Source organism: Pectobacterium polonicum (genome assembly GCF_005497185.1).
Taxonomy (GTDB): Bacteria; Pseudomonadota; Gammaproteobacteria; order Enterobacterales; family Enterobacteriaceae; genus Pectobacterium; species Pectobacterium polonicum.
Genome location: NZ_RJTN01000003.1, coordinates 199,377 through 220,830 on the forward strand (window position 1 = coordinate 199,377; position 21,454 = coordinate 220,830).

The 21,454-nt window shown below is 52.4% G+C and carries 18 protein-coding genes; 9 read left to right on the forward strand and 9 right to left on the reverse strand.

Translation table 11 applies throughout. The features are described 5' to 3' along the window. The first annotated feature begins 5 nt into the window (after window positions 1-5). A complete protein-coding gene (gene rapA / locus EDI29_RS05535) occupies window positions 6-2,909 on the forward strand; it encodes an RNA polymerase-associated protein RapA (protein WP_137740080.1) in 2,904 nt (967 codons plus the stop codon). Window positions 2,910-3,078: 169 nt separating this feature from the next. Beyond that, on the forward strand, window positions 3,079-3,732 hold the full coding sequence (gene rluA / locus EDI29_RS05540; RefSeq protein ID WP_137740081.1) for a bifunctional tRNA pseudouridine(32) synthase/23S rRNA pseudouridine(746) synthase RluA: 654 nt from the start codon (window positions 3,079-3,081) through the stop codon (window positions 3,730-3,732). 114 nt (window positions 3,733-3,846) lie between these two features. Here the strand turns inward: rluA and djlA are convergent, their stop codons facing one another. Continuing rightward, entirely contained in the window at window positions 3,847-4,728 is an 882-nt protein-coding gene (gene djlA / locus EDI29_RS05545; RefSeq protein ID WP_137740082.1) for a co-chaperone DjlA, read from the reverse strand. Between the two features lie 186 nt (window positions 4,729-4,914). Between djlA and lptD the strand changes: the two genes are divergently transcribed. From lptD to apaH, 6 genes are all read left to right on the forward strand, one after another. Next, window positions 4,915-7,284: an LPS assembly protein LptD gene (lptD, locus tag EDI29_RS05550; protein ID WP_137740083.1), complete on the forward strand. Its 2,370-nt coding sequence runs from the start codon at window positions 4,915-4,917 to the stop codon at window positions 7,282-7,284. An 89-nt stretch (window positions 7,285-7,373) separates the two neighbouring features. Further along, a complete protein-coding gene (gene surA / locus EDI29_RS05555; RefSeq protein ID WP_137740084.1) occupies window positions 7,374-8,669 on the forward strand; it encodes a peptidylprolyl isomerase SurA in 1,296 nt (431 codons plus the stop codon). Continuing rightward, complete coding sequence (pdxA, locus tag EDI29_RS05560; protein ID WP_137740085.1) at window positions 8,669-9,670, forward strand: 4-hydroxythreonine-4-phosphate dehydrogenase PdxA; 1,002 nt, start codon at window positions 8,669-8,671, stop codon at window positions 9,668-9,670. The genes surA and pdxA overlap by 1 nt, the downstream gene beginning before the upstream one ends. Continuing rightward, window positions 9,663-10,481: a 16S rRNA (adenine(1518)-N(6)/adenine(1519)-N(6))-dimethyltransferase RsmA gene (gene rsmA, locus EDI29_RS05565; RefSeq protein ID WP_137740086.1), complete on the forward strand. Its 819-nt coding sequence runs from the start codon at window positions 9,663-9,665 to the stop codon at window positions 10,479-10,481. The genes pdxA and rsmA overlap by 8 nt, the downstream gene beginning before the upstream one ends. Before the next feature lie 12 nt (window positions 10,482-10,493). Continuing rightward, window positions 10,494-10,871, forward strand: a complete 378-nt coding sequence (gene apaG / locus EDI29_RS05570; RefSeq protein WP_107169186.1) for a Co2+/Mg2+ efflux protein ApaG — start codon at window positions 10,494-10,496, stop codon at window positions 10,869-10,871. A gap of 2 nt (window positions 10,872-10,873) precedes the next feature. Beyond that, the gene (gene apaH, locus EDI29_RS05575; protein WP_137740087.1) at window positions 10,874-11,719 is read left to right on the forward strand and encodes a bis(5'-nucleosyl)-tetraphosphatase (symmetrical) ApaH; all 846 of its coding nucleotides are present in this window, start codon (window positions 10,874-10,876) and stop codon (window positions 11,717-11,719) included. Between the two features lie 52 nt (window positions 11,720-11,771). Here apaH and EDI29_RS05580 read toward each other — a convergent pair whose 3' ends face one another. The 4 genes from EDI29_RS05580 to EDI29_RS05595 all read right to left on the reverse strand — a co-directional run bounded on the left by EDI29_RS05580 (window position 11,772) and on the right by EDI29_RS05595 (window position 14,468). Beyond that, on the reverse strand, window positions 11,772-11,966 hold the full coding sequence (locus EDI29_RS05580) for a hypothetical protein (protein WP_137740088.1): 195 nt from the start codon (window positions 11,964-11,966) through the stop codon (window positions 11,772-11,774). A gap of 674 nt (window positions 11,967-12,640) precedes the next feature. Further along, on the reverse strand, window positions 12,641-13,123 hold the full coding sequence (gene folA, locus EDI29_RS05585) for a type 3 dihydrofolate reductase (RefSeq protein WP_107169191.1): 483 nt from the start codon (window positions 13,121-13,123) through the stop codon (window positions 12,641-12,643). A gap of 110 nt (window positions 13,124-13,233) precedes the next feature. Then, window positions 13,234-13,704 (reverse strand): threonine/serine exporter, encoded by a 471-nt coding sequence (locus EDI29_RS05590; protein ID WP_048262415.1) that lies wholly within the window; start codon window positions 13,702-13,704, stop codon window positions 13,234-13,236. Then, window positions 13,695-14,468, reverse strand: a complete 774-nt coding sequence (locus EDI29_RS05595) for a threonine/serine exporter family protein (RefSeq protein WP_137740180.1) — start codon at window positions 14,466-14,468, stop codon at window positions 13,695-13,697. Before EDI29_RS05595 ends, EDI29_RS05590 begins: the two co-directional genes overlap by 10 nt. Window positions 14,469-14,689: 221 nt before the next feature. Here EDI29_RS05595 and EDI29_RS05600 point away from each other — a divergent pair, with 221 nt between their 5' ends. Further along, window positions 14,690-15,304, forward strand: a complete 615-nt coding sequence (locus EDI29_RS05600) for a LysE family translocator (RefSeq protein ID WP_137740089.1) — start codon at window positions 14,690-14,692, stop codon at window positions 15,302-15,304. An 82-nt stretch (window positions 15,305-15,386) separates the two neighbouring features. On the opposite strand, the gene EDI29_RS05605 is transcribed toward EDI29_RS05600, so the two are convergent. From EDI29_RS05605 to carA, 4 genes are all read right to left on the reverse strand, one after another. After that, window positions 15,387-15,755, reverse strand: a complete 369-nt coding sequence (locus tag EDI29_RS05605) for a VOC family protein (RefSeq protein WP_137740090.1) — start codon at window positions 15,753-15,755, stop codon at window positions 15,387-15,389. Window positions 15,756-15,852: 97 nt separating this feature from the next. Continuing rightward, window positions 15,853-16,542 carry a helix-turn-helix transcriptional regulator gene (locus EDI29_RS05610; protein WP_137740091.1) on the reverse strand — a complete coding sequence of 230 codons (690 nt, stop codon included), beginning with the start codon at window positions 16,540-16,542 and terminating at the stop codon, window positions 15,853-15,855. Window positions 16,543-16,703: 161 nt separating this feature from the next. Beyond that, complete coding sequence (gene carB / locus EDI29_RS05615; protein ID WP_137740092.1) at window positions 16,704-19,928, reverse strand: carbamoyl-phosphate synthase large subunit; 3,225 nt, start codon at window positions 19,926-19,928, stop codon at window positions 16,704-16,706. A gap of 14 nt (window positions 19,929-19,942) precedes the next feature. Beyond that, on the reverse strand, window positions 19,943-21,091 hold the full coding sequence (carA, locus tag EDI29_RS05620; RefSeq protein ID WP_039324200.1) for a glutamine-hydrolyzing carbamoyl-phosphate synthase small subunit: 1,149 nt from the start codon (window positions 21,089-21,091) through the stop codon (window positions 19,943-19,945). Between the last annotated feature and the right edge of the window lie 363 nt (window positions 21,092-21,454).

A 21,454-nucleotide genomic window follows, 5' to 3' on the forward strand; every position in this document is an offset into this window, starting at 1 on the left:
AATTTATGCCTTTTACACTTGGTCAGCGCTGGATCAGCGATACAGAAAGCGAACTTGGACTGGGAACGGTTGTTGCCGTCGATACGCGTATGATAACGCTGCTTTTCCCTGCCAGCGGTGAAAACCGACTTTATTCCCGCAGCGACGCCCCCATCACCCGCGTGATGTTCAACCCCGGCGATACCGTGACCAGCCATGAAGGCTGGCAGCTCAAAGTTGATGACGTGCGGGAGGAAAAAGGGTTGCTGGTGTATTGCGGCCAACGCCTGGACGATGAAACGCAGGCAGAACTGCGTGAAGTTTTTCTGGACAGCAAGCTCACGTTCAACAAACCCCAAGATCGCCTATTCGCCGGGCAAATAGATCGTATGGATCGCTTTGCCCTGCGCTATCGCGCCCGCAAACATCAGAACGAGCAGGCGTTACAACAATGGGGCGGATTGCGCGGCATGCGTGCCAGCCTCATCCCCCATCAGCTTCATATCGCGCACGAAGTCGGCCAACGCCATGCGCCACGCGTTTTGCTGGCGGATGAAGTCGGCCTGGGAAAAACCATTGAAGCCGGTATGATTATCCACCAGCAGTTACTGGCGGGTCGTGCCAGCCGCGTACTGATTGTCGTACCGGAAACCCTGCAACACCAGTGGCTGGTCGAAATGCTGCGCCGCTTTAACCTGCTGTTCTCACTGTTTGACGACGAGCGCTATGCCGAAGCCAAACTGGACAGCAGCAATCCATTTGAAACCGAACAGCTGGTGATCTGCTCACTGGGATTTGTTCAGCGCAACGCCCAGCGTTTTGCGCAGCTCGTTAACGCCGACTGGGATCTCTTGGTGGTGGATGAAGCCCACCATCTGGTCTGGAGCGAAGAAAGCCCTAGCCCGGAATATCAGGCCGTTGAAACGCTGGCACGCGCCACCCCTGCCGTTCTGCTCTTAACCGCAACGCCGGAACAGCTTGGCCAGCAAAGCCACTTTGCACGTTTACGCCTGCTCGATCCCAACCGTTTCCATGACTATCAAGAATTCGTTGCCGAACAGCAGCAGTACCGTCCGGTTGCCGATGCCGTCACGCTACTATTAGCAGGCGAAAAAGCCCAAACGACTGAACTGAATGCGCTGAGCGATCTGCTCGGTGAACAGGACATCGAGCCGTTGCTGAAGGCCATCAACAGCGACAGCGATGACAATCAAAAGGCGCGTCAGGAACTGATCACCATGCTGATGGATCGCCACGGCACCAGCCGTGTGCTGTTCCGTAACACGCGTCAGGGCGTTAAAGGCTTCCCGCAGCGTATTCTGCATCAAATCCGTCTGCCGCTGCCGGCGCAGTACCAAACGGCGATTAAAGTGTCCGGCATCATGAACGCCAATAAGGCGCTGGAAGTGCGCGCCCGCGACATGCTGTATCCAGAACAAATTTATCAACAGCTCGAAGGGGACGACGCCACCTGGTGGAACTTCGACCCACGCGTGGAATGGTTGCTGAACTACCTGACGGCTAACCGCGATGAAAAAGTGCTGGTGATCTGTGCACAGGCCGCCACGGCGCTACAGTTAGAGCAAGTGCTGCGCACGCGCGAAGCCATTCGTGCCGCCGTCTTCCATGAAGGATTGTCGATTCTGGAACGTGACCGCGCCGCCGCCTATTTTGCTTCGGAAGAAGAAGGCGCACAGGTGCTGATCTGTTCAGAGATCGGCTCTGAAGGTCGTAACTTCCAGTTTGCCAGCCATTTAGTGATGTTCGATCTGCCGTTCAACCCTGACCTGCTGGAACAGCGTATTGGTCGTCTGGACCGAATCGGGCAGGCAAAAGAAATTCAGGTTTTGGTGCCGTATCTGGAAAACACCGCTCAAGCCTTGCTGGTCCGCTGGTATCACGAAGGGCTGGATGCATTTGAGCACACCTGTCCAACAGGCCGCACTATCTATGATGCCCACCATACGCAGTTGATTGAGCGACTGACGACCGTCGGCGAACAGCAAGGATTAGATGAATTTATCCATACCTGCCGCCAGCAACACGACAGCCTGAAGCAACAGCTTGAACAGGGGCGCGATCGCCTGCTAGAAATGCATTCTAACGGTGGCGAGCAGGCTCAGCGGTTAGCGCAGGCCATTGCCGAACAGGACAATGACGTCAATCTGGTGACATTCGCCCTGAACCTGTTTGATATTGTTGGCATCAATCAGGAAGATCGTAGCGATAACCTGATCATTCTGACGCCATCCGATCATATGCTGGTGCCGGATTTCCCAGGCTTGCCGCAGGACGGCTGTACGATCACCTTCGATCGCGATCAGGCACTCTCCCGAGAAGACGCGCAGTTTATCAGTTGGGAACACCCGCTTATCCGCAACGGGCTCGATCTGGTGCTATCCGGCGATACCGGAAGCTGTGCGGTTTCTTTGCTGAAAAATAAAGCGCTGCCGGTCGGCACGTTGCTGGCGGAGCTGGTTTACGTTGTAGAAGCACAGGCACCAAAACACCTGCAACTGACCCGCTTCCTGCCCCCCACGCCGGTTCGCCTGCTGATGGATCGTAAAGGCACCAATCTGGCGGCACAGGTTGAATTTGAGAGCTTCAACCGCCAGCTCAATGCGGTAAACCGCCATACGTCCAGCAAACTGGTGAATGCGGTACAATCCGATGTTCATGCGATGCTACAACAGGCGGAAGCGCTAGTGGAAACGCAGGCGCGCCAGCTTATCACTGAAGCGCAACAGCAGGCTGACCTGCAACTGCGCCGCGAGCTGGAACGTCTGGAAGCGCTGAAAGCCGTCAACCCGAACATTCGTGAAGATGAGCTGACTGCGCTGGAAAACCAGCGTGAGCAGGTGCTGAGCAATCTGCACGAGGCCAACTGGCGTCTGGATGCGATCCGTCTGGTCGTGGTAACGCATCAGTAAACGTTTCTGACAGCGGTATAGGCATAAACCTTATACCGCTGCGATAAAGACACGTTGTTTGCAAAATCGAGATACACGGGCCTACCACGGGGCGAGGTCTCCCTGCGGGAACCTCATCCCCGTGTTCTCCCTAATATCACACATTACATGTTGTCTGAAAGGTGCTCCGATGGAACCCTATAACCCGCCTACCGATCCCTGGTTACATATTCTGTATCAAGATCAGCACATCATGGTGGTGAATAAACCCAGCGGTCTGCTGTCGGTTCCCGGCCGCGCGCCAGAACACAAAGATAGCGTCATGAACCGCATTCAGGCGGACTACCCCGCAGCAGAATCCGTTCATCGTCTGGATATGGCAACCAGCGGCGTGATTGCCGTGGCACTCACGAAAGCCGCTGAACGCGAATTAAAGCGCCAGTTTCGCGAACGTGAGCCCAAGAAATCCTACCTTGCCCGCGTCTGGGGTCATATGGCACAGGATGAAGGCGTCATCGATCTGCCGCTGATCTGTGACTGGCCGAACCGCCCGAAACAGAAAGTTTGCTTTGAAACAGGAAAATCAGCGCAGACAGCGTATCAGGTACTCTCGCGTGACGATGATGGTACAACACGCGTCAAGCTCATGCCGATTACCGGCCGCTCTCATCAACTACGCGTCCACCTGCTCGCACTGGGTCACCCTATCCTCGGCGATGGCTTTTATGCACATCCCGATGCCAAAGCGATGGCTCCACGCCTTTTGCTGCACGCACAAGAGTTGGCGATCACACACCCAACGTTCAATACGCCGATGCACTTCCGTTGCGAAGCCGATTTTTGAGCCAAATATGCTGACGGCCCAAATATGCTGACGGAATTGTTAAATCGGTTTTTTTTAATCAGATATGATAGAGCAGTGAAACAGAGGAGAGATTAAAAAAGGGAAGGATACGGATTATTTTGCCTGATTCGCACTTTTCAACAGTTCATAGGCAGCCTGAATATCCTGCGCTTTGCGCTTGGCCATCTCCATCATCCTTGGTGAAAGCTTCTTCGCGACCAGCTTATCGGGATGATGTTCACTCATGAGTTTACGGTAGGCGCGTTTAATCGTAGCGGCATCATCGCTACTGCTCACCCCCAATGTACGACAGGCACTTTCAACCGTTGGCCCGCGCGGTGCCGAAGGCGGGCGTTGGCCACCATAAGAATGCCCGTTGGAGTTGGAATAACTGCTGTTGCGCCGTTGATGTGATTTACCATTCTGTCGTGACTGATTTTGCCGAGACTGCTGCCCTGTGGCGCTTTCCATATTCCGCAAAAAGAACTCAAACTGTTCACGCGTCACCCCCAGTTCATCAGCAATCACGTACAGCACACGACGCTCATTTGGGTGCAGAACCCCATCGACAAACGCGACCTGAAGCTGAATTTCCAGAAACATCTTAATTAAATCAAAACGCCCCAGACAGGCATCGCGCAGCTTGCGCAGTTTTATTCGCAGCGGGAAATGACCGGCCTTTCCCTCGCGGAAAGCTCGCTGGGCAGCCGCTCTGGCCTCACCAAATAGCTCAAGGCGATCCATCATTTTGGTCGCGATCTTGATGTCAGCTTCCGTCACCCGACCTTTAGATTTGGTCAGATGCCCCATGGCCTGAAAGGTGGTGAGAAAGAACAATGACTGACGGGTAGACTGGGCAGAGAAATAATCACGGCGACGCGATGCCCGGGCTCTGTCAATCCAGTGCCCCATCAGTAAGCCCATGATCATTCCCCAGATGCCAGCGCTTGAAACAATTCCCAGCGCCAACCCCAGCAACTTTCCCCAATACCGCATATACTCCTCAAATCCTCATGCCGTCAGCTAAAAATTGCTTTATCATACCTGTCATTTATCTTTGCACCTAACGGCGGTGCGTATATAGCGGTGGGGATTTAACACTGGCGCAACGCCAACGAGTGATATAGTCTCTGACCGTTTGCCGACATGATGCCCCTGATGACGGAACACCTGATAACACGTATGAAAAAAAGTTTCCCAACTCTGCTGGCCACTCTGGTTTGGTCCGCGCTTTACAGCCAGCACGCGCTGGCCGATCTCGCTGAACAGTGCATGCTGGGTGTACCCACGTACAACAGGCCGCTGGTAACAGGCGATCCTAATCAGCTGCCAGTTAATATTCAGGCCGACAAAACCGAAGCCAATTATCCCGACAATGCCAAATTCATCGGCAATGTTAACATCCAGCAGGGTAACAGCGTCATGACTGCAGAGCAGGTGGAGCTGAACCAACTGGACCCGGCAACGCAGGGCAGCACACCAACGCGCACCATTACCGCGACGGGGAATGTCCACTACGACGACAATCAGGTCATCCTAAAGGGCCCTAAAGCCTGGGCCAACTTGAACACCAAAGATACCGACGTCTATGAAGGCGACTATCAGATGGTAGGCCGTCAAGGGCGTGGTTCCGCCGACAAAATGAAAATGCGTGACAGCAATCGCTACACCATTCTGGAAAACGGCTCCTTCACATCCTGCCTGCCGGGAGATAATAGCTGGAGTGTCGTCGGTTCGGAAGTGATTCAAGACAGAGAAGAGCAGGTTGCTGAAATCTGGAACGCGCGTTTCAAGATCGGTGGCGTGCCTGTGTTCTACAGCCCGTATTTACAACTTCCTATCGGCGATAAACGACGTTCTGGCTTCCTGATCCCCAATGCGAAATATGGTAGTAGCAATGGCTTTGAACTGCTAACGCCCTATTACTGGAATATCGCCCCTAATTTTGACGCCACAATCACGCCACATCTGCAAACCAAACGCGGCATGCAGTGGCAGAACGAATTCCGCTATCTGACCACACCGGGTCTTGGCGTTGTTCAATTCGACTGGCTACCTAGCGATCGTGAATACGCCAAAACCTCACCGCAGGATGATAATGATACCCGCTGGCTGCTCCACTGGGGTCACAGCGGCGTGATGGATCAGGTGTGGCGTTTTAACGCGGACTACACAAAAGTCAGCGACGACCGCTACTTCACCGATCTGGATTCGCATTACGGTTCAACCACTGACGGCTACGTCACCCAAAAACTCAGTGCAGGTTATGCGAACCAAAATTGGAACACCACGCTGTCTACCAAACAGTTCCAGGTCTTTTCCAATGCGACCAGTCGTGATGTCTACCGCGCAGAACCACAGCTTGATATCAATTACTACCAGAATGATATCGGCCCGGTTGATATGCACCTTTATGGTCAGGCGGTAAAATTTACCAACGTTAACGACAACCGGCCGGAAGCGACGCGTCTGCACGTTGAGCCAACGCTAAATCTCCCGCTGGCAAACCGCTGGGCCAGCCTGAATACCGAAGCCAAGCTGTTAGCGACGCACTACCAGCAGGATAATCTGGATCGTTACCGCGCGTCCTCGACGCCAAATATTGACCAAAGTACAAAAGATGCGCTGAAAGATTCGGTAAATCGTGTCATGCCGCAATATAAAGTCGACGGCAAAATGGTCTTTGAGCGCGAAATGGACTGGTCGCAGGCTTACACCCAAACGCTGGAACCTCGCGCGCAATATCTGTACGTGCCTTACCGCGATCAGAGCAGCATCCATAGCTATGACTCCACGTTGATGCAGACCGACTATTCCGGCCTGTTCCGCGATCGCAGCTACAGCGGTCTGGATCGTATCGCCTCCGCGAATCAGCTTGTGACCGGTATCACCACGCGTATTTATGATGATGCGTTGGTTGAACGTTTTAACGCTTCTATTGGTCAAATCTATTACTTCGATCGTCCACGCACCGGTGACCGCAACACGTCACTCGACAAAAGTGATAACAACGGCAGTCAGGTGTGGGCAGGTGACTCCTTCCTGAAAATCGATGACAGCTGGGGGGTTCGCGGTGGTCTACAGTATGACAATCGTCTGAACGAAGTTGCGCTGGGCGACGCCGTGTTAGAATACCGTCGTGATGCAGAACGTCTGGTGCAGTTAAACTACCGTTACGCCAGCCCTGAATATATTCGCGACATGATCCCTAATGTCACGAATCCTGGCTTCCAGCAAGGTATCTCACAGGTTGGTGTCACCGCGAGCTGGCCGATCGTCGAACGTTGGGCTGTCGTGGGCGCTTATTATTACGACACCAAAGCCAATCAGCCAGCAAATCAGCTTATTGGCTTACAGTACAATACCTGCTGTTGGGCTGTGAGCGTCGGTTATGAGCGTAAAATTACCGACTGGAACAGCGCCAGCCGCAGCAGCGAATACGACAACAAAGTGTCATTTAATATCGAGTTACGTGGTTTAAGCAGTAATTACAGTCTGGGTTCAGACAAAATGCTGCGTTCAGGCATTTTGCCTTACCAGCGCGCATTCTGATGTCATGCAGAGTGTTAGTAGCAAACAGGCTGTCTCACTGAAACGTTGGAACTTTTAACCCGCCTTGCGGATGAAATAATGGGAAAGGTATGAAGAACTGGAGAACGCTTATTCTCGGATTGGCACTGAGTGCCTCTACCGCGTTCGCAGCACCACAGGTGGTTGATAAAGTCGCAGCAGTCGTCGATAACAGCGTCGTACTGGAAAGTGATGTAAACAGTCTTTTGCAATCGGTCAAACTGAACGCCCAGCAGGCCGGGCAACAGTTACCCGATGATGCCACGTTACGTCATCAGATTACCGACCGCCTGATCATGGATAACATCATCCTGCAAATGGCGCAAAAAATGGGTATTCAGGTGACGGATGAGCAGTTGGATCAGGCAATCACTAATATTGCCGCTCAGAACCGGATGTCTCTGGACCAGTTAAAGAGCCAGTTGGCTTATGAAGGTCTGAACTACAACACCTACCGTAACCAGATTCGTAAAGAGATGCTGATTTCGGAAGTGCGTAACAACGAAGTTCGCCGTCGCGTTACCGTCCTGCCACAGGAAGTCGATACGCTGGCGAAGCAAATTGCTAACCAGACCGGTGAGAATGACGAGCTGAATCTGAGCCACATCCTGATTCCATTACCGGAAAACCCGACTCAGCAGCAGGTTGATGAAGCGGAAAATCTGGCCACATCGCTGGTGAAGCAAATCGGTGAAGGGGCGGATTTCGGTAAGCTGGCTATCACCTATTCGTCTGACTCTCAGGCGCTGAAAGGCGGCCAGATGGGCTGGGGCAAGTTGCAGGAGATCCCAACGCTGTTTGCCGAACGCTTAACACAGGCGCAGAAAGGCCAAGTCGTCGGTCCGATCCGTTCTGGTGTGGGTTTCCACATTCTGAAGGTGAACGACATCCGCGGTGGTAACAAAAGTGTGTCGGTAACCGAAACCCATGCTCGCCATATTTTGATCAAACCTTCCGTCGTGATGACGGACAGCCAGGCGCAAGCCAAGCTGGCCGAGGTTACACAGCAGATCAAAAACGGCAGCACCGATTTCGCTGCACAGGCCAAACTGCTTTCTCAGGACCCAGGATCGGCGAATCAGGGCGGTGACCTTGGCTGGGCTTCTCCAGATATGTACGATCCGGCCTTCCGCGATGCATTGCTGAAACTGAAGAAAGGTGAAATCAGTCAGCCCGTTCACTCCTCTTTTGGCTGGCACCTGATTCAGTTGCTGGATACCCGTCAGGTGGACAAAACCGACGCGGCGCAAAAAGAGCAGGCGTACCGTATGATCTTTAATCGTAAATTCGCTGAAGAAGCGCAAACCTGGATGCAGGAACAGCGTGCAGCGGCCTATGTCAAAGTGATTAATGGTGCCACGAACTGATGCAGACTGAGAGCAATACGCCACGCGTTGTGATCACCCCCGGCGAACCCGCCGGGATTGGCCCCGATCTGGTGATTGCTCTGGCACAGCAGGCCTGGCCTGTAGAACTCGTTTGCTGTGCCGATCCTGAACTGTTATTCATGCGCGCATTGCAGTTGTCTATGCCGCTGACGCTGCGTGACTATCAACCCGGCCAGCCTGCACAGCCACAGCAGGCGGGTAGCCTCACCGTCCTGCCGATCGCCACACCAGCAACCGTCATTGCAGGCCAACTGAATGTTGCTAACAGCGCTTATGTCGTTGAGACGTTAGCCCGTGCGTGTGATGGTTGCCTGAACGGCGAATTCGCGGCGCTGATTACCGGCCCGGTGCATAAAGGCATTATCAACGATGCCGGTGTCCCCTTCAGTGGACACACTGAATTTTTCGCCGATCGCAGTAGCTGTGACCGCGTCGTCATGATGCTGGCGACGGAAGAATTGCGCGTCGCGTTAGCGACCACGCACTTACCGCTCGCTGCCGTTTCTGCGGCCATTACCCGTCAAAGTCTGCATGAAGTCATCACGATCTTACATCATGATTTGCAGACAAAATTCGGTATTACTCAACCGCAGATTTATGTCTGTGGGCTGAATCCTCATGCAGGTGAAGGCGGCCATATGGGTCGTGAAGAGCTGGATGTGATTAATCCCGCACTGGACGAGTTACGGCAACAGGGCATCACGCTGATTGGGCCATTGCCTGCCGATACGCTTTTCCAACCAAAGTATCTGCAACACGCCGACGCCGTTTTGGCGATGTATCACGATCAAGGGCTCCCGGTTCTGAAATATCAGGGTTTCGGGCGCGCTGTTAATATCACACTGGGGCTACCGTTTATCCGCACATCGGTCGATCACGGTACAGCGCTAGAGCTGGCCGCAACCGGTAGCGCTGAGCCTGGCAGCTTCATCACGGCATTAAATCTTGCCATTAAAATGATAAAGAATAGTAATGAATAATCGCGTACACCAAGGTCACTTCGCCCGTAAACGTTTTGGGCAAAACTTTTTAAACGATCATTTCGTGATCGATAGCATCGTTTCGGCGATTCATCCTCAGCCAGGTCAGGCCGTGGTAGAAATCGGTCCGGGGCTTGGCGCGTTGACGGCTCCGGTCGGCGACAGAATGGATCGTTTTACCGTGATAGAGCTGGACAGGGATCTGGCGGCTCGGTTGGAAAGGCATCCTACACTGAAGGATAAGCTGACAATTATTCAGCAAGACGCCATGACGATCGATTTCGCCGCGCTGGCTGAACAGGCTGGGCAGCCTCTGCGTGTTTTTGGCAACCTGCCGTATAATATTTCTACGCCGCTGATGTTCCATCTGTTCACCTATACTCAATCTATCCGCGACATGCACTTTATGTTGCAGAAAGAAGTGGTTAACCGTTTGGTGGCAGGGCCAAATAGTAAGGCGTTTGGACGCCTGAGCGTTATGGCACAGTATTATTGTCAGGTGATTCCGGTGCTTGAAGTGCCACCGGAAGCATTCACGCCTGCGCCTAAAGTCGATTCAGCTGTAGTGCGACTCGTGCCTCATGCCGTAATCCCTTATCCGGTTAGTGATATTCGCGTGCTGAGCCGCATCACGACGGAAGCGTTTAATCAGCGCCGCAAGACTCTACGTAACAGTCTCGGTAACCTGTTCACCCCAGAAACACTCACCGAACTGGGTATCAATGTGACCAGCCGTGCAGAGAATGTGACCGTCGAGCAATATTGCCGATTGGCGAACTGGTTAAGCGAGCATCCGGCAAAACAGGAATAACTGGAGTTCATCATGATTAATGCGCCCCGTGTTTGTGTACAAGTTCAGAGCTTCTACGTGGAATCACAATCGGAGCCTGATGAAGAACGTTTCGTGTTTGCTTACACGATTACGGTTCGCAATCTGGGGCGTCATGAAGTCCAGCTTTTAGGGCGTTATTGGCTGATCACCAACGGTAATGGCCGGCAGACTGAGGTTCAGGGTGAAGGCGTAGTCGGCGAACAGCCGATTATCCAGCCCGGTGGCGAGTTCCAATATACCAGTGGTGCCGTCATAGAAACGCCCCTCGGCACAATGGAAGGCCACTACCATATGATTGACCATCAGGGTAAGGCATTTCAGGTTCCAATCTCCGTCTTCCGTCTGGCTATCCCTTCACTGATACATTAATTATGTCTACCTATTTAGTTGGCGATGTTCACGGCTGTGTAGTTGAACTCAAAGCGCTATTGGCGCAAGTTTCCTTTAATCCTGAGCAGGATACGCTCTGGCTAACCGGCGATTTAGTCGCACGCGGGCCGGATTCGCTTCAGGTTCTGCGCTTCGTTCGTTCTCTCGGTTCTTCTGTCCGCATGGTGCTTGGCAATCACGATCTGCACCTGCTGGCCGTTTATGCGGGTATCAGCCGCAACAAACCGAAAGATCGCCTCAACGATCTTCTCACCGCACCGGATGCAGATGAGCTAATCAACTGGCTACGCCGCCAGCCGATCTTACAGGTCGATGACGATCTGAAGTTGGTCATGGCGCACGCGGGTATCACACCACAGTGGGATCTGCCGACGGCACTCATGTGTGCGCGCGAAGTTGAATCGATCCTGAGCAGCGACAGTTACCCGCTTTTCCTTGATGCCATGTACGGCGATATGCCGAACCACTGGAGCCCAGAGCTCAGCGGTCTGGCACGTCTACGCTTTAGTACCAATGTTTTTACCCGCATGCGTTACTGTTTCTCTGGCGGACAGTTGGATATGCTCTGCAAAGAACCACCGGGTCAGGCACCTTCCCTGCTAAAACCATGGTTTGATCTACCCAGTCAAATCGCTGGGGAATACGCTATTGTGTTCGGCCATTGGGCATCACTGGAAGGGAAAGGCACGCCGGAAAACATTTATGCACTGGATACCGGGTGCTGTTGGGGGGGAGAAATGACGATGCTGCGTTGGGACGATAAGCGCTACTTTACACAACCGTCACTTTCATCAAATACCGAACTCTCTGGCGATATCACGCTCTGAAATGGGTGAATAATACACCGGTATCTCCATTCCATCGCTAGCCGTGCCATTGTCATAGAAAGGGGAAGGTCGTATCAGACTGCACCTGTTTGGATGGCGGCACGGCCAACGCCTCGGCGGGAATCGACCAGATACCGCCACCAAGAAACCCAGCCAGACCAACAACTTCTAGACCATCTGACGGTAATTCGCGGCGGCGTGGATCGCTCAAGCGATCAGTATTCAGATTGCTGCTTCTATTCGTCATGCGTACTGTCTCCTACCTATTAAGCATCGTGTTCTATTATCCACCAACGGAGCGGTATAGAACGTTATCCACCCTGATACTATCGATGCCAGATGACGCAAATATGAACCTACCTCATCTCACTGCTCATTTGGTTTATCCCCGCTCGCGCGGGGAACAGAGAAATCAGCAATCTCACTGAATATCAGATTGCGGTTTATCCCCGCTCGCGCGGGGAACAGACTAAAAGTAGAGACTTGTTTTATAACATTTTTTTATCAGATAAAAAATCTACCGATTTTTCCATGCGGTGAAGTAATGCTAACTTATTGATTTTAAATAGATGAAAAAGATGCTAACTGTAATGCACCCAGCGCCACCAGTATGTGGACATTTTCTCTCCAGTTTTTGTACATCAAAACAAGATTCTATATTCCACTTCAGTTATTCTGAGGTTTCAGTTTTAATTCTTTAATTTCAGTGTGATAGCTCAGAGAAAGAGCGATGAAGCAACGCAAAAATGTCGCAGGAGAATTTTTGACTTTTTTGAAAGACGGCATAGAGGAACACGCATCGAGTGGTTAACACAATCAGTTGCTCACAAAACTATGCCTGTCTTTTTGACTCACCCACAACCGGATATTTCTCAGCAGCTACCAGAGCACATTGAGAAGGATGTGGGTGATGTTATACCCTTAGCGGCGTTCCAGAATTTCAAAGCAGTAACTGTGTGAGTTACGCTCGTCAGCATCATGGAATTCGCTGAAAACAGACTGCCATTCATCCGGCTCATAGTCAGGGAAATGCGTGTCACCTTCCACTTCAGCATCAATGTGCGTCAGATAGAGGCGGTTAGCCTGCGCCAGCATTTGCTGATAAATACTGCCGCCGCCAATCACCATCACTTCCTCAACCTCACCCGCCGCCGCCAGCGCAGCATCTAACGAGGAGACCCAGGTCACACGCTCGTCATCACCCGGATGATTACTGACAACAATATTCAGTCTGCCGGGCAGCGGCTGACCGATAGAGCGGAAGGTATTACGCCCCATAATAATCGGCTTATTAAGCGTATTACGCTTAAACCATGCCAGATCGGCTGGCAAATGCCACGGCATCGCGTTTTCCATGCCAATCACGCGATCCACTGCCAGTGCAGCAATCAAACTAATAACCATGGTGAAAAAACCCTGTAGGTCAGAAAATTGCTGACACTATACGGAAAGCCCCTTCACTCGTCGACATGGAGACGAGACCGAAACGTAATATAAGAGAGCTCCGACGCTATTTATACTCCTGGCCGTTTGCGGTAGAGCCAGATTCCCGGTAAAGACAGGCCGATAGAGAGCGCACCAACAATAAAACTGGCCTTTAGGAAATTGGTCATCATGACGCTCATCAGCGCTTCGCTGTAGCCGAGATGCGAAATTTCTACCACCGAAATCATCGCCGTGTAGGCAGAGATGCCGGGAAACATCGGAATGACGGCTGCCACAGTGAAGACTTTCGGATGCGCCAGCAGCCAGCGTGACCAGCGAATGCCGGTGATGCCAATCAGGATTGCCGCCAGAAACGATGCCCATTCGATATTCATACCAAAATGTATCGCCAAAAACCGTACGCCATGCCCGACGCCACCCAACAGCGCACAGTAAGGCAGCACTTTCAGCGGTACGTTGAAGACCATCGCAAACCCCAACGCAGGGACTGCCGCCAGCACCATATCCTGCAACAGTGCCCACAGTAAACTTAAGCCCATCCGCGTAACCCCCACAGCGACATCGCCATCACCACACCAATACAGGTTGCCAGCGTCAGTAAACTCGCGACCGTCCAGCGTGCCAGACCGGTATTCACGTGCCCTTTAAACATATCTGCCACAGCATTAATCAACGGAAAGCCGGGAACCAGCAGCAGCACGCTCGCCGCCATCGCCACCGTTGAGGTCTGAGAAAAAGCAGGTAAGCGCATCAATAGCCCAGATGCCGACGTGGCAACAAACGCCGTAATACAGAAATTGATTAGCGGATTCAAGTGTCGTCCGGTAAAAACCTGACGGACATACATCGCCAGACCGCTGGCAATCAGCGTGACAATAAAAGCATCCCACCCGCCGCCATTCAAACGGCTGAAACAGCCGCAGGAGAGTGCCACAACGGAAACCATCAGCCAGCGCGGATAGCGCAGCGGCTTAATATTTCCCAGACGCTTCTCCACGCCCGCCACATCCAGCAGTTTATGCTCAGCCATGATCACCGCATGCTGTACCTCAATGACGACGTGCATATTAATGCCGCGATCCACATTTTTCCGCGTTGACGTCAGGCAATGCCCCTGCATGATGGTGGTCAAGACAATCGAATTTGCCGAGATTGAACTCTCAACGCTATCGGCACCCAGTGCCATACCCAATCTTGAAGACAGCTGCTCAACGACCATACTTTCTGCGCCATGCTGTAACAGCAGCAGCGCACACTGGATGCACAGTCGGGTTATTTCCCGCTGCTGCGGCGCTTCACCCATCCGTTTTTCGCCACTTACTTGTTTTGCACTAATAAATGGTTCACGGTTCTCACGTTCACTGACCATGTTGTTCTCTCAACCCGCCCCTGAAATTAACCACAAAAAATGAAAGGGTAATTGTTAACATATCGCCGCTGAATAACCAATAAGTGTGATGCGAATTCATTATTCTGGCGCTATCATTTCAAACGTTCTTACTCTTTTCACTCGCTGGAATGACCATGTTAGAAACATCGCTGTTTGTCGCGACCATCGCCACGTTAGGGATGATCTCCCCCGGTCCCGACTTTTTCCTCGTCATCAGGAATGCCGCGCGCTACCCACGCGTCGCCGCGCTGATGACCGCGTTTGGCGTAATCTGCGGCGTGGCAACTCACATGGCATATTGCGTCGCCGGGCTTGCCGTCGTCATCACCACCACGCCGTGGCTGTTTAATGTACTGAAATATGCGGGCGCCGCCTATCTGATCTGGATCGGTATTCAGGCATTATTATCGCGTGGCGGCAGCAAGATGGACGTTTCACATCAGGGGCAGCAAAACGTCAGCCTGAAGAAAGCGTTCCTGCAAGGTTATCTCTGCAACCTGCTTAACCCGAAAGCCACACTGTTCTTTCTGGCGATGTTTACACAGGTACTGAACATTCACTCCGGCATCGGTGAAAAGCTGTGGTATGCCATGATTATCTGGGGGCTATCTGTCGTCTGGTGGCCGCTATTGGTGGTACTTTTCCAAAGCGAACCGGTACGGCGCGGGTTAGCTAAAGTACAAAAACTGGTAGATAAGCTGCTGGGAACGGTGTTGATCGCACTGGGTATCAAAGTGGCGCTGGGGTGATATTGCCGCCTGCCGCTGTCTGGATTGATATACCCCCTCCGATTTTCACCGAAGGGGGTTATGGCCTTATCCTGAAGTTAGCTTAGTAGCTGGCATAGTAAACACGTAACCGATGTTGATCGGGATCGAGTGCCACAAACGTCAAACCGAAATCCATCTGGGTGATGTCCTGAGCGATAGTGATATCCCGTGTCTTCCAGCTTTCATACATCGCATTCAAGGCAGCCTCACTCTCGACACGGATGGCTAATTCGCTACCACCACCTGCTAATTGGGCTACCGGTTTAACCTCATGCTTAGACCACAACCCCAATAACAACCCAGAGTCAAAGGCAAACATGGCAAAGTTTTCCGACTTCTCGATAGGCTGAAAATCAAACAGTTCACGATAGAAACGTTCACTGGCAACGGCATCTTCCACATATAAAATAATAAAATTTGGTGCGTTCATCAGAGATTCCCTGTAATCAGGTGGGATATAAGCAGAAAGTTTCTGCTTGCCTGAATGCATCGTAGTACGCCCTGATGTCAATTTTTGTCAGTAGCCATTACTGCTGAGGAATGTCCTCTTTTTCATGCCACTCTTTTAATAACTGCTGGCGACGACGGGGATAACGCTGCTCCAAAACCGTCAGGCTACGAATGCGTTCAGCCCTGAAATGACGAAACTGCTGACGAAGCTCGCACCAGGCAGCAATCACGTGCGTTTGATCGAAGAATCCCAATGCGAACGGCCAGATAATGCGGTGAGATTCATCGCCCTGAAGGTCGCAATAAGCGATCTCCGTGCGGCGCTCAGCCCGAATAGCATGGCGCAGGACTGATAAGTCGATAACCACAGGGGGAGTAAATTCTGCCTTGCCAATCAATAGCCCTGAAGAATCAAGTGAGTCGCGCAAGTCTGGTGGTAATACCGCCGCAATTTTCATCAACGCATTACGGGCCGCGCGCCCTAAACGTTCGTCAGTTCTTCTTGCTACCCAGCGCGAGCCCAATACCAATGCTTCAATTTCCTCTTCTGAAAACATCAGCGGGGGTAACATAAATCCTGGCCGCAAGACATATCCTAACCCTGCTTCCCCCTCAATATGCGCGCCCTGCGATTGTAACGTGGCAATATCCCGGTAGAGGGTTCTTTGGCTCACCCCTAATTTTTCCGCAAGATACGCTCCCGTTACGGGAAAGCGGTGATGACGTAAGATCTGTAAAAGATCGAGCAAACGTTGCGTTCTGGACATGATCTTACCTTGGCTTAAGACGTAGGAAGTCGCTTCAATATTGGTCTGAAAGCATATTGATCGAAAAGAGGATTTCAGGCGAAGTAAAAATACAAAAAAGCCAGCGCTGTTGCCAACGCTGGCTTTTTCTTATCGGCTTACTGCCTACCGAAGTAGAGCTATCAGCCTTTAATCATCGCATGCATTTCCTGTACGGAAGTCACCTTCTCCGTCGGATCTGCCGTCAACGACATTGCCGTGGCGAAACCACCGTTCAGCGTCGTGTCGTAGTGCACCTTATATTGCAGTGCGCTGCGGCGAATCAGCTTGGAGTCTTCAATCGCCTGACGTCCTGCGGTGGTGTTGACGATGTAGGTGTACTCGCCGTTCTTGATGCGGTCCTGAATGTGCGGACGACCTTCGTGCACCTTGTTCACCAGACGTGGATTAATACCCGCTTCGCCCAGTTCAATCGCCGTGCCGTGCGTCGCATCCAGCTCAAAACCGTGCTTCAGCAGCTTGGCCGCCAGATCCACTACGCGGGCTTTATCGCCTTCACGTACCGACAACAGCGCACGTCCGGTTTTCTTCATGTGCGAATTGCTGCCCAGCATCGCCTTGGCAAACGCTTCAGCAAACGTGCGGCCAACGCCCATCACTTCACCGGTCGAACGCATTTCTGGCCCCAGAATCGGGTCAACGCCAGGGAATTTGTTGAACGGCAGCACCACTTCTTTCACCGAGTAGTAAGGCGGGATAATTTCTTTGGTGACGCCCTGCTCAGCCAGCGTTTTGCCAGCCATCACGCGTGCCGCGACTTTCGCCAGCGGAACGCCCGTCGCTTTCGAGACAAACGGTACGGTACGCGCTGCACGTGGGTTCACTTCAATCAGATAAACTTCGTTATCCTTCACCGCGAACTGCACGTTCATCAGACCGCGAACACAGAGTTCAAACGCCAGTTTTTCAACCTGCTGACGCATCACGTCCTGAATCTCTTTGCTCAGCGTATAAGCTGGCAGTGAACAAGCCGAGTCGCCGGAGTGAACCCCTGCCTGCTCGATGTGCTCCATAATGCCGCCAATCAGTACGCGCTCACCGTCACAAATCGCATCGACGTCGACTTCGATGGCATCGTCAAGGAAGCGGTCTAACAGCACCGGCGCATCGTTAGATACGCTAACGGCGTTTTGGAAATAGCGACGCAGGTCAATTTCGTCGTACACGATTTCCATCGCACGGCCGCCCAGAACATAAGAAGGACGAACAACCAGCGGGTAGCCGATGCCACGCGCTTTTTCTACCGCTTGCTCAATGGTTGCTACCGTGGCGTTCGCAGGCTGTTTCAGCCCCAGACGATTCACGGCCTGTTGGAAACGTTCACGGTCTTCTGCACGGTCAATCGCGTCCGGGCTGGTACCGATAACCGGCACACCCGCCGCCTCCAGCGCACGTGCCAGCTTCAGCGGCGTCTGGCCACCGTACTGCACGATCACGCCTTTTGGCTTCTCGATACGGACGATTTCCAGCACATCTTCAAACGTTACCGGCTCGAAGTACAAGCGGTCAGACGTATCGTAGTCTGTTGAAACGGTTTCCGGGTTACAGTTGACCATGATGGTTTCATAGCCATCTTCACGCAGCGCCAGAGAAGCGTGGACACAGCAGTAGTCAAATTCGATCCCTTGACCAATACGGTTCGGCCCGCCGCCCAGTACCATGATTTTGTCACGATCCTGAGTCGGGTTGGCTTCACACTCTTCTTCGTACGTGGAGTACATATAAGCCGTATCGGTGGCGAATTCTGCCGCACAGGTATCGACACGCTTATAGACCGGATGCAGGTCGAACTTATCGCGCAGTTTGCGAATTTCGCTTTCCGCCACGCCAGCCAGTTTCGCCAGACGCGCATCGGCAAAGCCTTTACGCTTCAGCGTACGCAGGAAATCGGCATCCAGCGCGGTAGCGCCTTTTTCAGCAACCTGCTCTTCCAAACGCACCAGCTCTTCAATCTGCACCAGGAACCAGCGATCGACGTTGGTCAGGTTAAACACGCCGTCGACGGACATCCCCGCACGGAAGGCATCGGCGATGTACCAAATGCGCTCGGCACCCGCATCTTTCAGCTCGCGGCGGATTTTGGTCAGCGCTTCTGGGTCGTCCAGATCCACTTTCGGATCGAAGCCCGTTGCGCCCACTTCCAGACCGCGCAGCGCTTTCTGTAAGGATTCCTGCTGCGTACGGCCAATTGCCATCACTTCGCCCACAGATTTCATCTGCGTGGTCAGACGGTCGTTGGCACCAGCGAATTTCTCGAAGTTGAAACGCGGAATCTTGGTAACAACGTAGTCGATAGCCGGTTCGAAGGACGCTGGCGTACGGCCACCAGTGATGTCGTTCATCAGCTCATCAAGCGTGTAACCTACAGCCAACTTAGCCGCGATTTTCGCAATCGGGAAGCCTGTCGCTTTAGACGCCAGCGCGGAAGAACGTGATACACGCGGGTTCATTTCGATAACAATCAGACGGCCCGTTTTCGGGTTTACCGAGAACTGAACGTTAGAACCGCCCGTTTCTACGCCGATTTCACGCAGTACCGCCATCGAGGCGTTACGCATGATTTGATATTCTTTATCGGTCAGCGTTTGCGCTGGCGCAACGGTGATGGAGTCACCGGTGTGGATACCCATCGCATCAAAGTTTTCGATTGAGCAGACGATGATGCAGTTGTCGTTCTTATCACGCACCACTTCCATCTCATACTCTTTCCAACCGATCAGCGATTCATCGATCAACAGCTCTTTGGTTGGCGAAAGATCCAGCCCGCGTTCACAGATCTCTTCGAACTCTTCACGGTTATAAGCGATACCGCCACCGGTGCCACCCATCGTAAAGGAAGGACGGATAATGCACGGGAAGCCAACGTCAGCCGCAACCGCTAGCGCTTCTTCCATATTGTGTGCAATACCAGAACGTGCGGTATCCAGACCGATCTTCTTCATCGCGACGTCGAAACGGCGGCGATCTTCTGCTTTATCAATCGCATCTGCCGTTGCACCAATCATGGTGACGCCGAATTCGGCCAGCACGCCTTGACGTTCCAGCTCCAGCGCACAGTTCAGCGCAGTCTGGCCGCCCATCGTCGGCAGCACCGCATCTGGACGCTCTTTTTCAATAATTTTACGCACCACTTCCCAGTGAATCGGCTCGATATAGGTTGCGTCGGCCATTTCCGGGTCGGTCATAATGGTTGCCGGGTTGGAGTTCACCAAAATAACGCGGTAACCCTCTTCACGCAGCGCTTTACACGCCTGTGCACCCGAGTAGTCAAACTCACACGCCTGGCCGATAACAATCGGGCCTGCGCCCAGAATCAGGATGCTTTTAATATCTGTACGTTTTGGCATTTTCTCGCTCCTGATTATTTAGCTGAAGAACGGTAAGTCTGAATCAAGTCAATAAAGTGGTCGAACAGCGGCGCGGCATCATGCGGGCCAGGGCTGGCTTCTGGATGCCCCTGGAAGCTAAACGCCGGTTTGTCAGTACGGTGAATCCCCTGAACCGTGTGGTCAAACAAGGATTTATGCGTGACGCGCAGCGTGTCAGGCAGGTTATCTTCATCGACCGCAAAGCCGTGGTTCTGCGCGGTGATCATCACACAGTTGTTATCCAGATCTTTTACCGGATGGTTACCGCCGTGGTGACCCAGCTTCATTTTGATGGTCTTGGCACCGCTCGCCAATGCCAGCAGTTGGTGACCCAAGCAGATACCGAATACCGGAATATCCGTTTCCAGGAAGGTTTTGATCGCGCGAATCGCGTAGTCACACGGTTCCGGGTCGCCCGGGCCGTTAGAGAGGAAAATACCGTCTGGATTCAGCTTCAGTACGTCCTCAGCAGGCGTCTGAGCCGGAACCACCGTCAGGCGGCAGCCGCGATCCACCAGCATACGCAGAATGTTGCGTTTCACACCGTAGTCATAAGCCACCACGTGGTAAGGCAGTTCGCTTTCGTTTTTCGCCGCTGGCAATTCGCCTTCCAGCGTCCAGCTTCCCTGCAACCAGCTGTAGCTTTCTGCCGTCGTCACTTCTTTTGCCAGATCCATCCCCTTCAGCCCTGGGAAGGCTTTCGCTTTCTCCAGTGCGACAGCAGCATCCGGCGCATCACCCGCGATGATGCAGCCATTCTGTGCGCCTTTTTCACGCAGCAGACGGGTCAGTTTACGGGTGTCGATGTCGGCGATGGCAACGATGTTGTTGCGTTTGAGGTATTCAGACAGGCTTTCTTCACTACGGTAGTTGCTGGCAATCAGAGGTAAATCGCGAATAACCAGACCTTGAGCCTGTACAGAGGGGGATTCTTCATCGTTGGCATTAGCGCCAACATTACCGATGTGGGGATAAGTGAGAGTGACAATCTGGCGGGAATAGGAAGGATCAGTAAGGATTTCTTGATAACCGGTCATCGACGTATTGAAGACCACTTCCCCCACTGCCGATCCTTCTGCCCCAATGGCCCGACCGTGGAATTGGGTTCCGTCTTCCAGAACCAATAGCGCTGACTTAATCAAAACACCCTCCAAGGAATAAACAATCACGTTATTTGCATATTAATTCAGATTCGAGCCACTAAATCAATGCAAAAACTACCTGTAAGGCCAATTTTTGGCAAATTGGGCGCATTTTAATGATGGTCTTCCCGATTGTCTACCCAAACCGCTTTTTTTCTCTTATTTTTATGCTTTACGAAATAAATAACCGCCCACTGACGTAAAAAGCCGTATCAACTTAGACAAGTAAACGGTTGCGAGACAATTTTGTTAAAATAAGGGTAACAAATCACCAGTAAAGGACATTTAGGCTGTGAGGAAGGTAAACCATCACGAAAAAAGAGAATAAAACACAAATAAAAGCCAGCGATAACAACAAAAACA

What these genes read in the sequence shown, in the direction of transcription:
- lptD (WP_137740083.1), top strand. Translation starts at nt 4,915, where the DNA reads ATGAAAAAAAGTTTCCCAACTCTGCTGGCCACTCTGGTTTGGTCCGCG.
- EDI29_RS05605 (WP_137740090.1), bottom strand. Translation starts at nt 15,755, where the DNA reads ATGAACGCACCAAATTTTATTATTTTATATGTGGAAGATGCCGTTGCC.
- EDI29_RS05600 (WP_137740089.1), top strand. Translation starts at nt 14,690, where the DNA reads ATGTTAGAAACATCGCTGTTTGTCGCGACCATCGCCACGTTAGGGATG.
- rluA (WP_137740081.1), top strand. Translation starts at nt 3,079, where the DNA reads ATGGAACCCTATAACCCGCCTACCGATCCCTGGTTACATATTCTGTAT.
- surA (WP_137740084.1), top strand. Translation starts at nt 7,374, where the DNA reads ATGAAGAACTGGAGAACGCTTATTCTCGGATTGGCACTGAGTGCCTCT.
- EDI29_RS05580 (WP_137740088.1), bottom strand. Translation starts at nt 11,966, where the DNA reads ATGACGAATAGAAGCAGCAATCTGAATACTGATCGCTTGAGCGATCCA.
- apaG (WP_107169186.1), top strand. Translation starts at nt 10,494, where the DNA reads ATGATTAATGCGCCCCGTGTTTGTGTACAAGTTCAGAGCTTCTACGTG.
- pdxA (WP_137740085.1), top strand. Translation starts at nt 8,669, where the DNA reads ATGCAGACTGAGAGCAATACGCCACGCGTTGTGATCACCCCCGGCGAA.
- rapA (WP_137740080.1), top strand. Translation starts at nt 6, where the DNA reads ATGCCTTTTACACTTGGTCAGCGCTGGATCAGCGATACAGAAAGCGAA.
- EDI29_RS05590 (WP_048262415.1), bottom strand. Translation starts at nt 13,704, where the DNA reads ATGGGCTTAAGTTTACTGTGGGCACTGTTGCAGGATATGGTGCTGGCG.
- apaH (WP_137740087.1), top strand. Translation starts at nt 10,874, where the DNA reads ATGTCTACCTATTTAGTTGGCGATGTTCACGGCTGTGTAGTTGAACTC.
- EDI29_RS05610 (WP_137740091.1), bottom strand. Translation starts at nt 16,542, where the DNA reads ATGTCCAGAACGCAACGTTTGCTCGATCTTTTACAGATCTTACGTCAT.
- djlA (WP_137740082.1), bottom strand. Translation starts at nt 4,728, where the DNA reads ATGCGGTATTGGGGAAAGTTGCTGGGGTTGGCGCTGGGAATTGTTTCA.
- folA (WP_107169191.1), bottom strand. Translation starts at nt 13,123, where the DNA reads ATGGTTATTAGTTTGATTGCTGCACTGGCAGTGGATCGCGTGATTGGC.
- carB (WP_137740092.1), bottom strand. Translation starts at nt 19,928, where the DNA reads ATGCCAAAACGTACAGATATTAAAAGCATCCTGATTCTGGGCGCAGGC.
- rsmA (WP_137740086.1), top strand. Translation starts at nt 9,663, where the DNA reads ATGAATAATCGCGTACACCAAGGTCACTTCGCCCGTAAACGTTTTGGG.
- EDI29_RS05595 (WP_137740180.1), bottom strand. Translation starts at nt 14,468, where the DNA reads ATGGGTGAAGCGCCGCAGCAGCGGGAAATAACCCGACTGTGCATCCAG.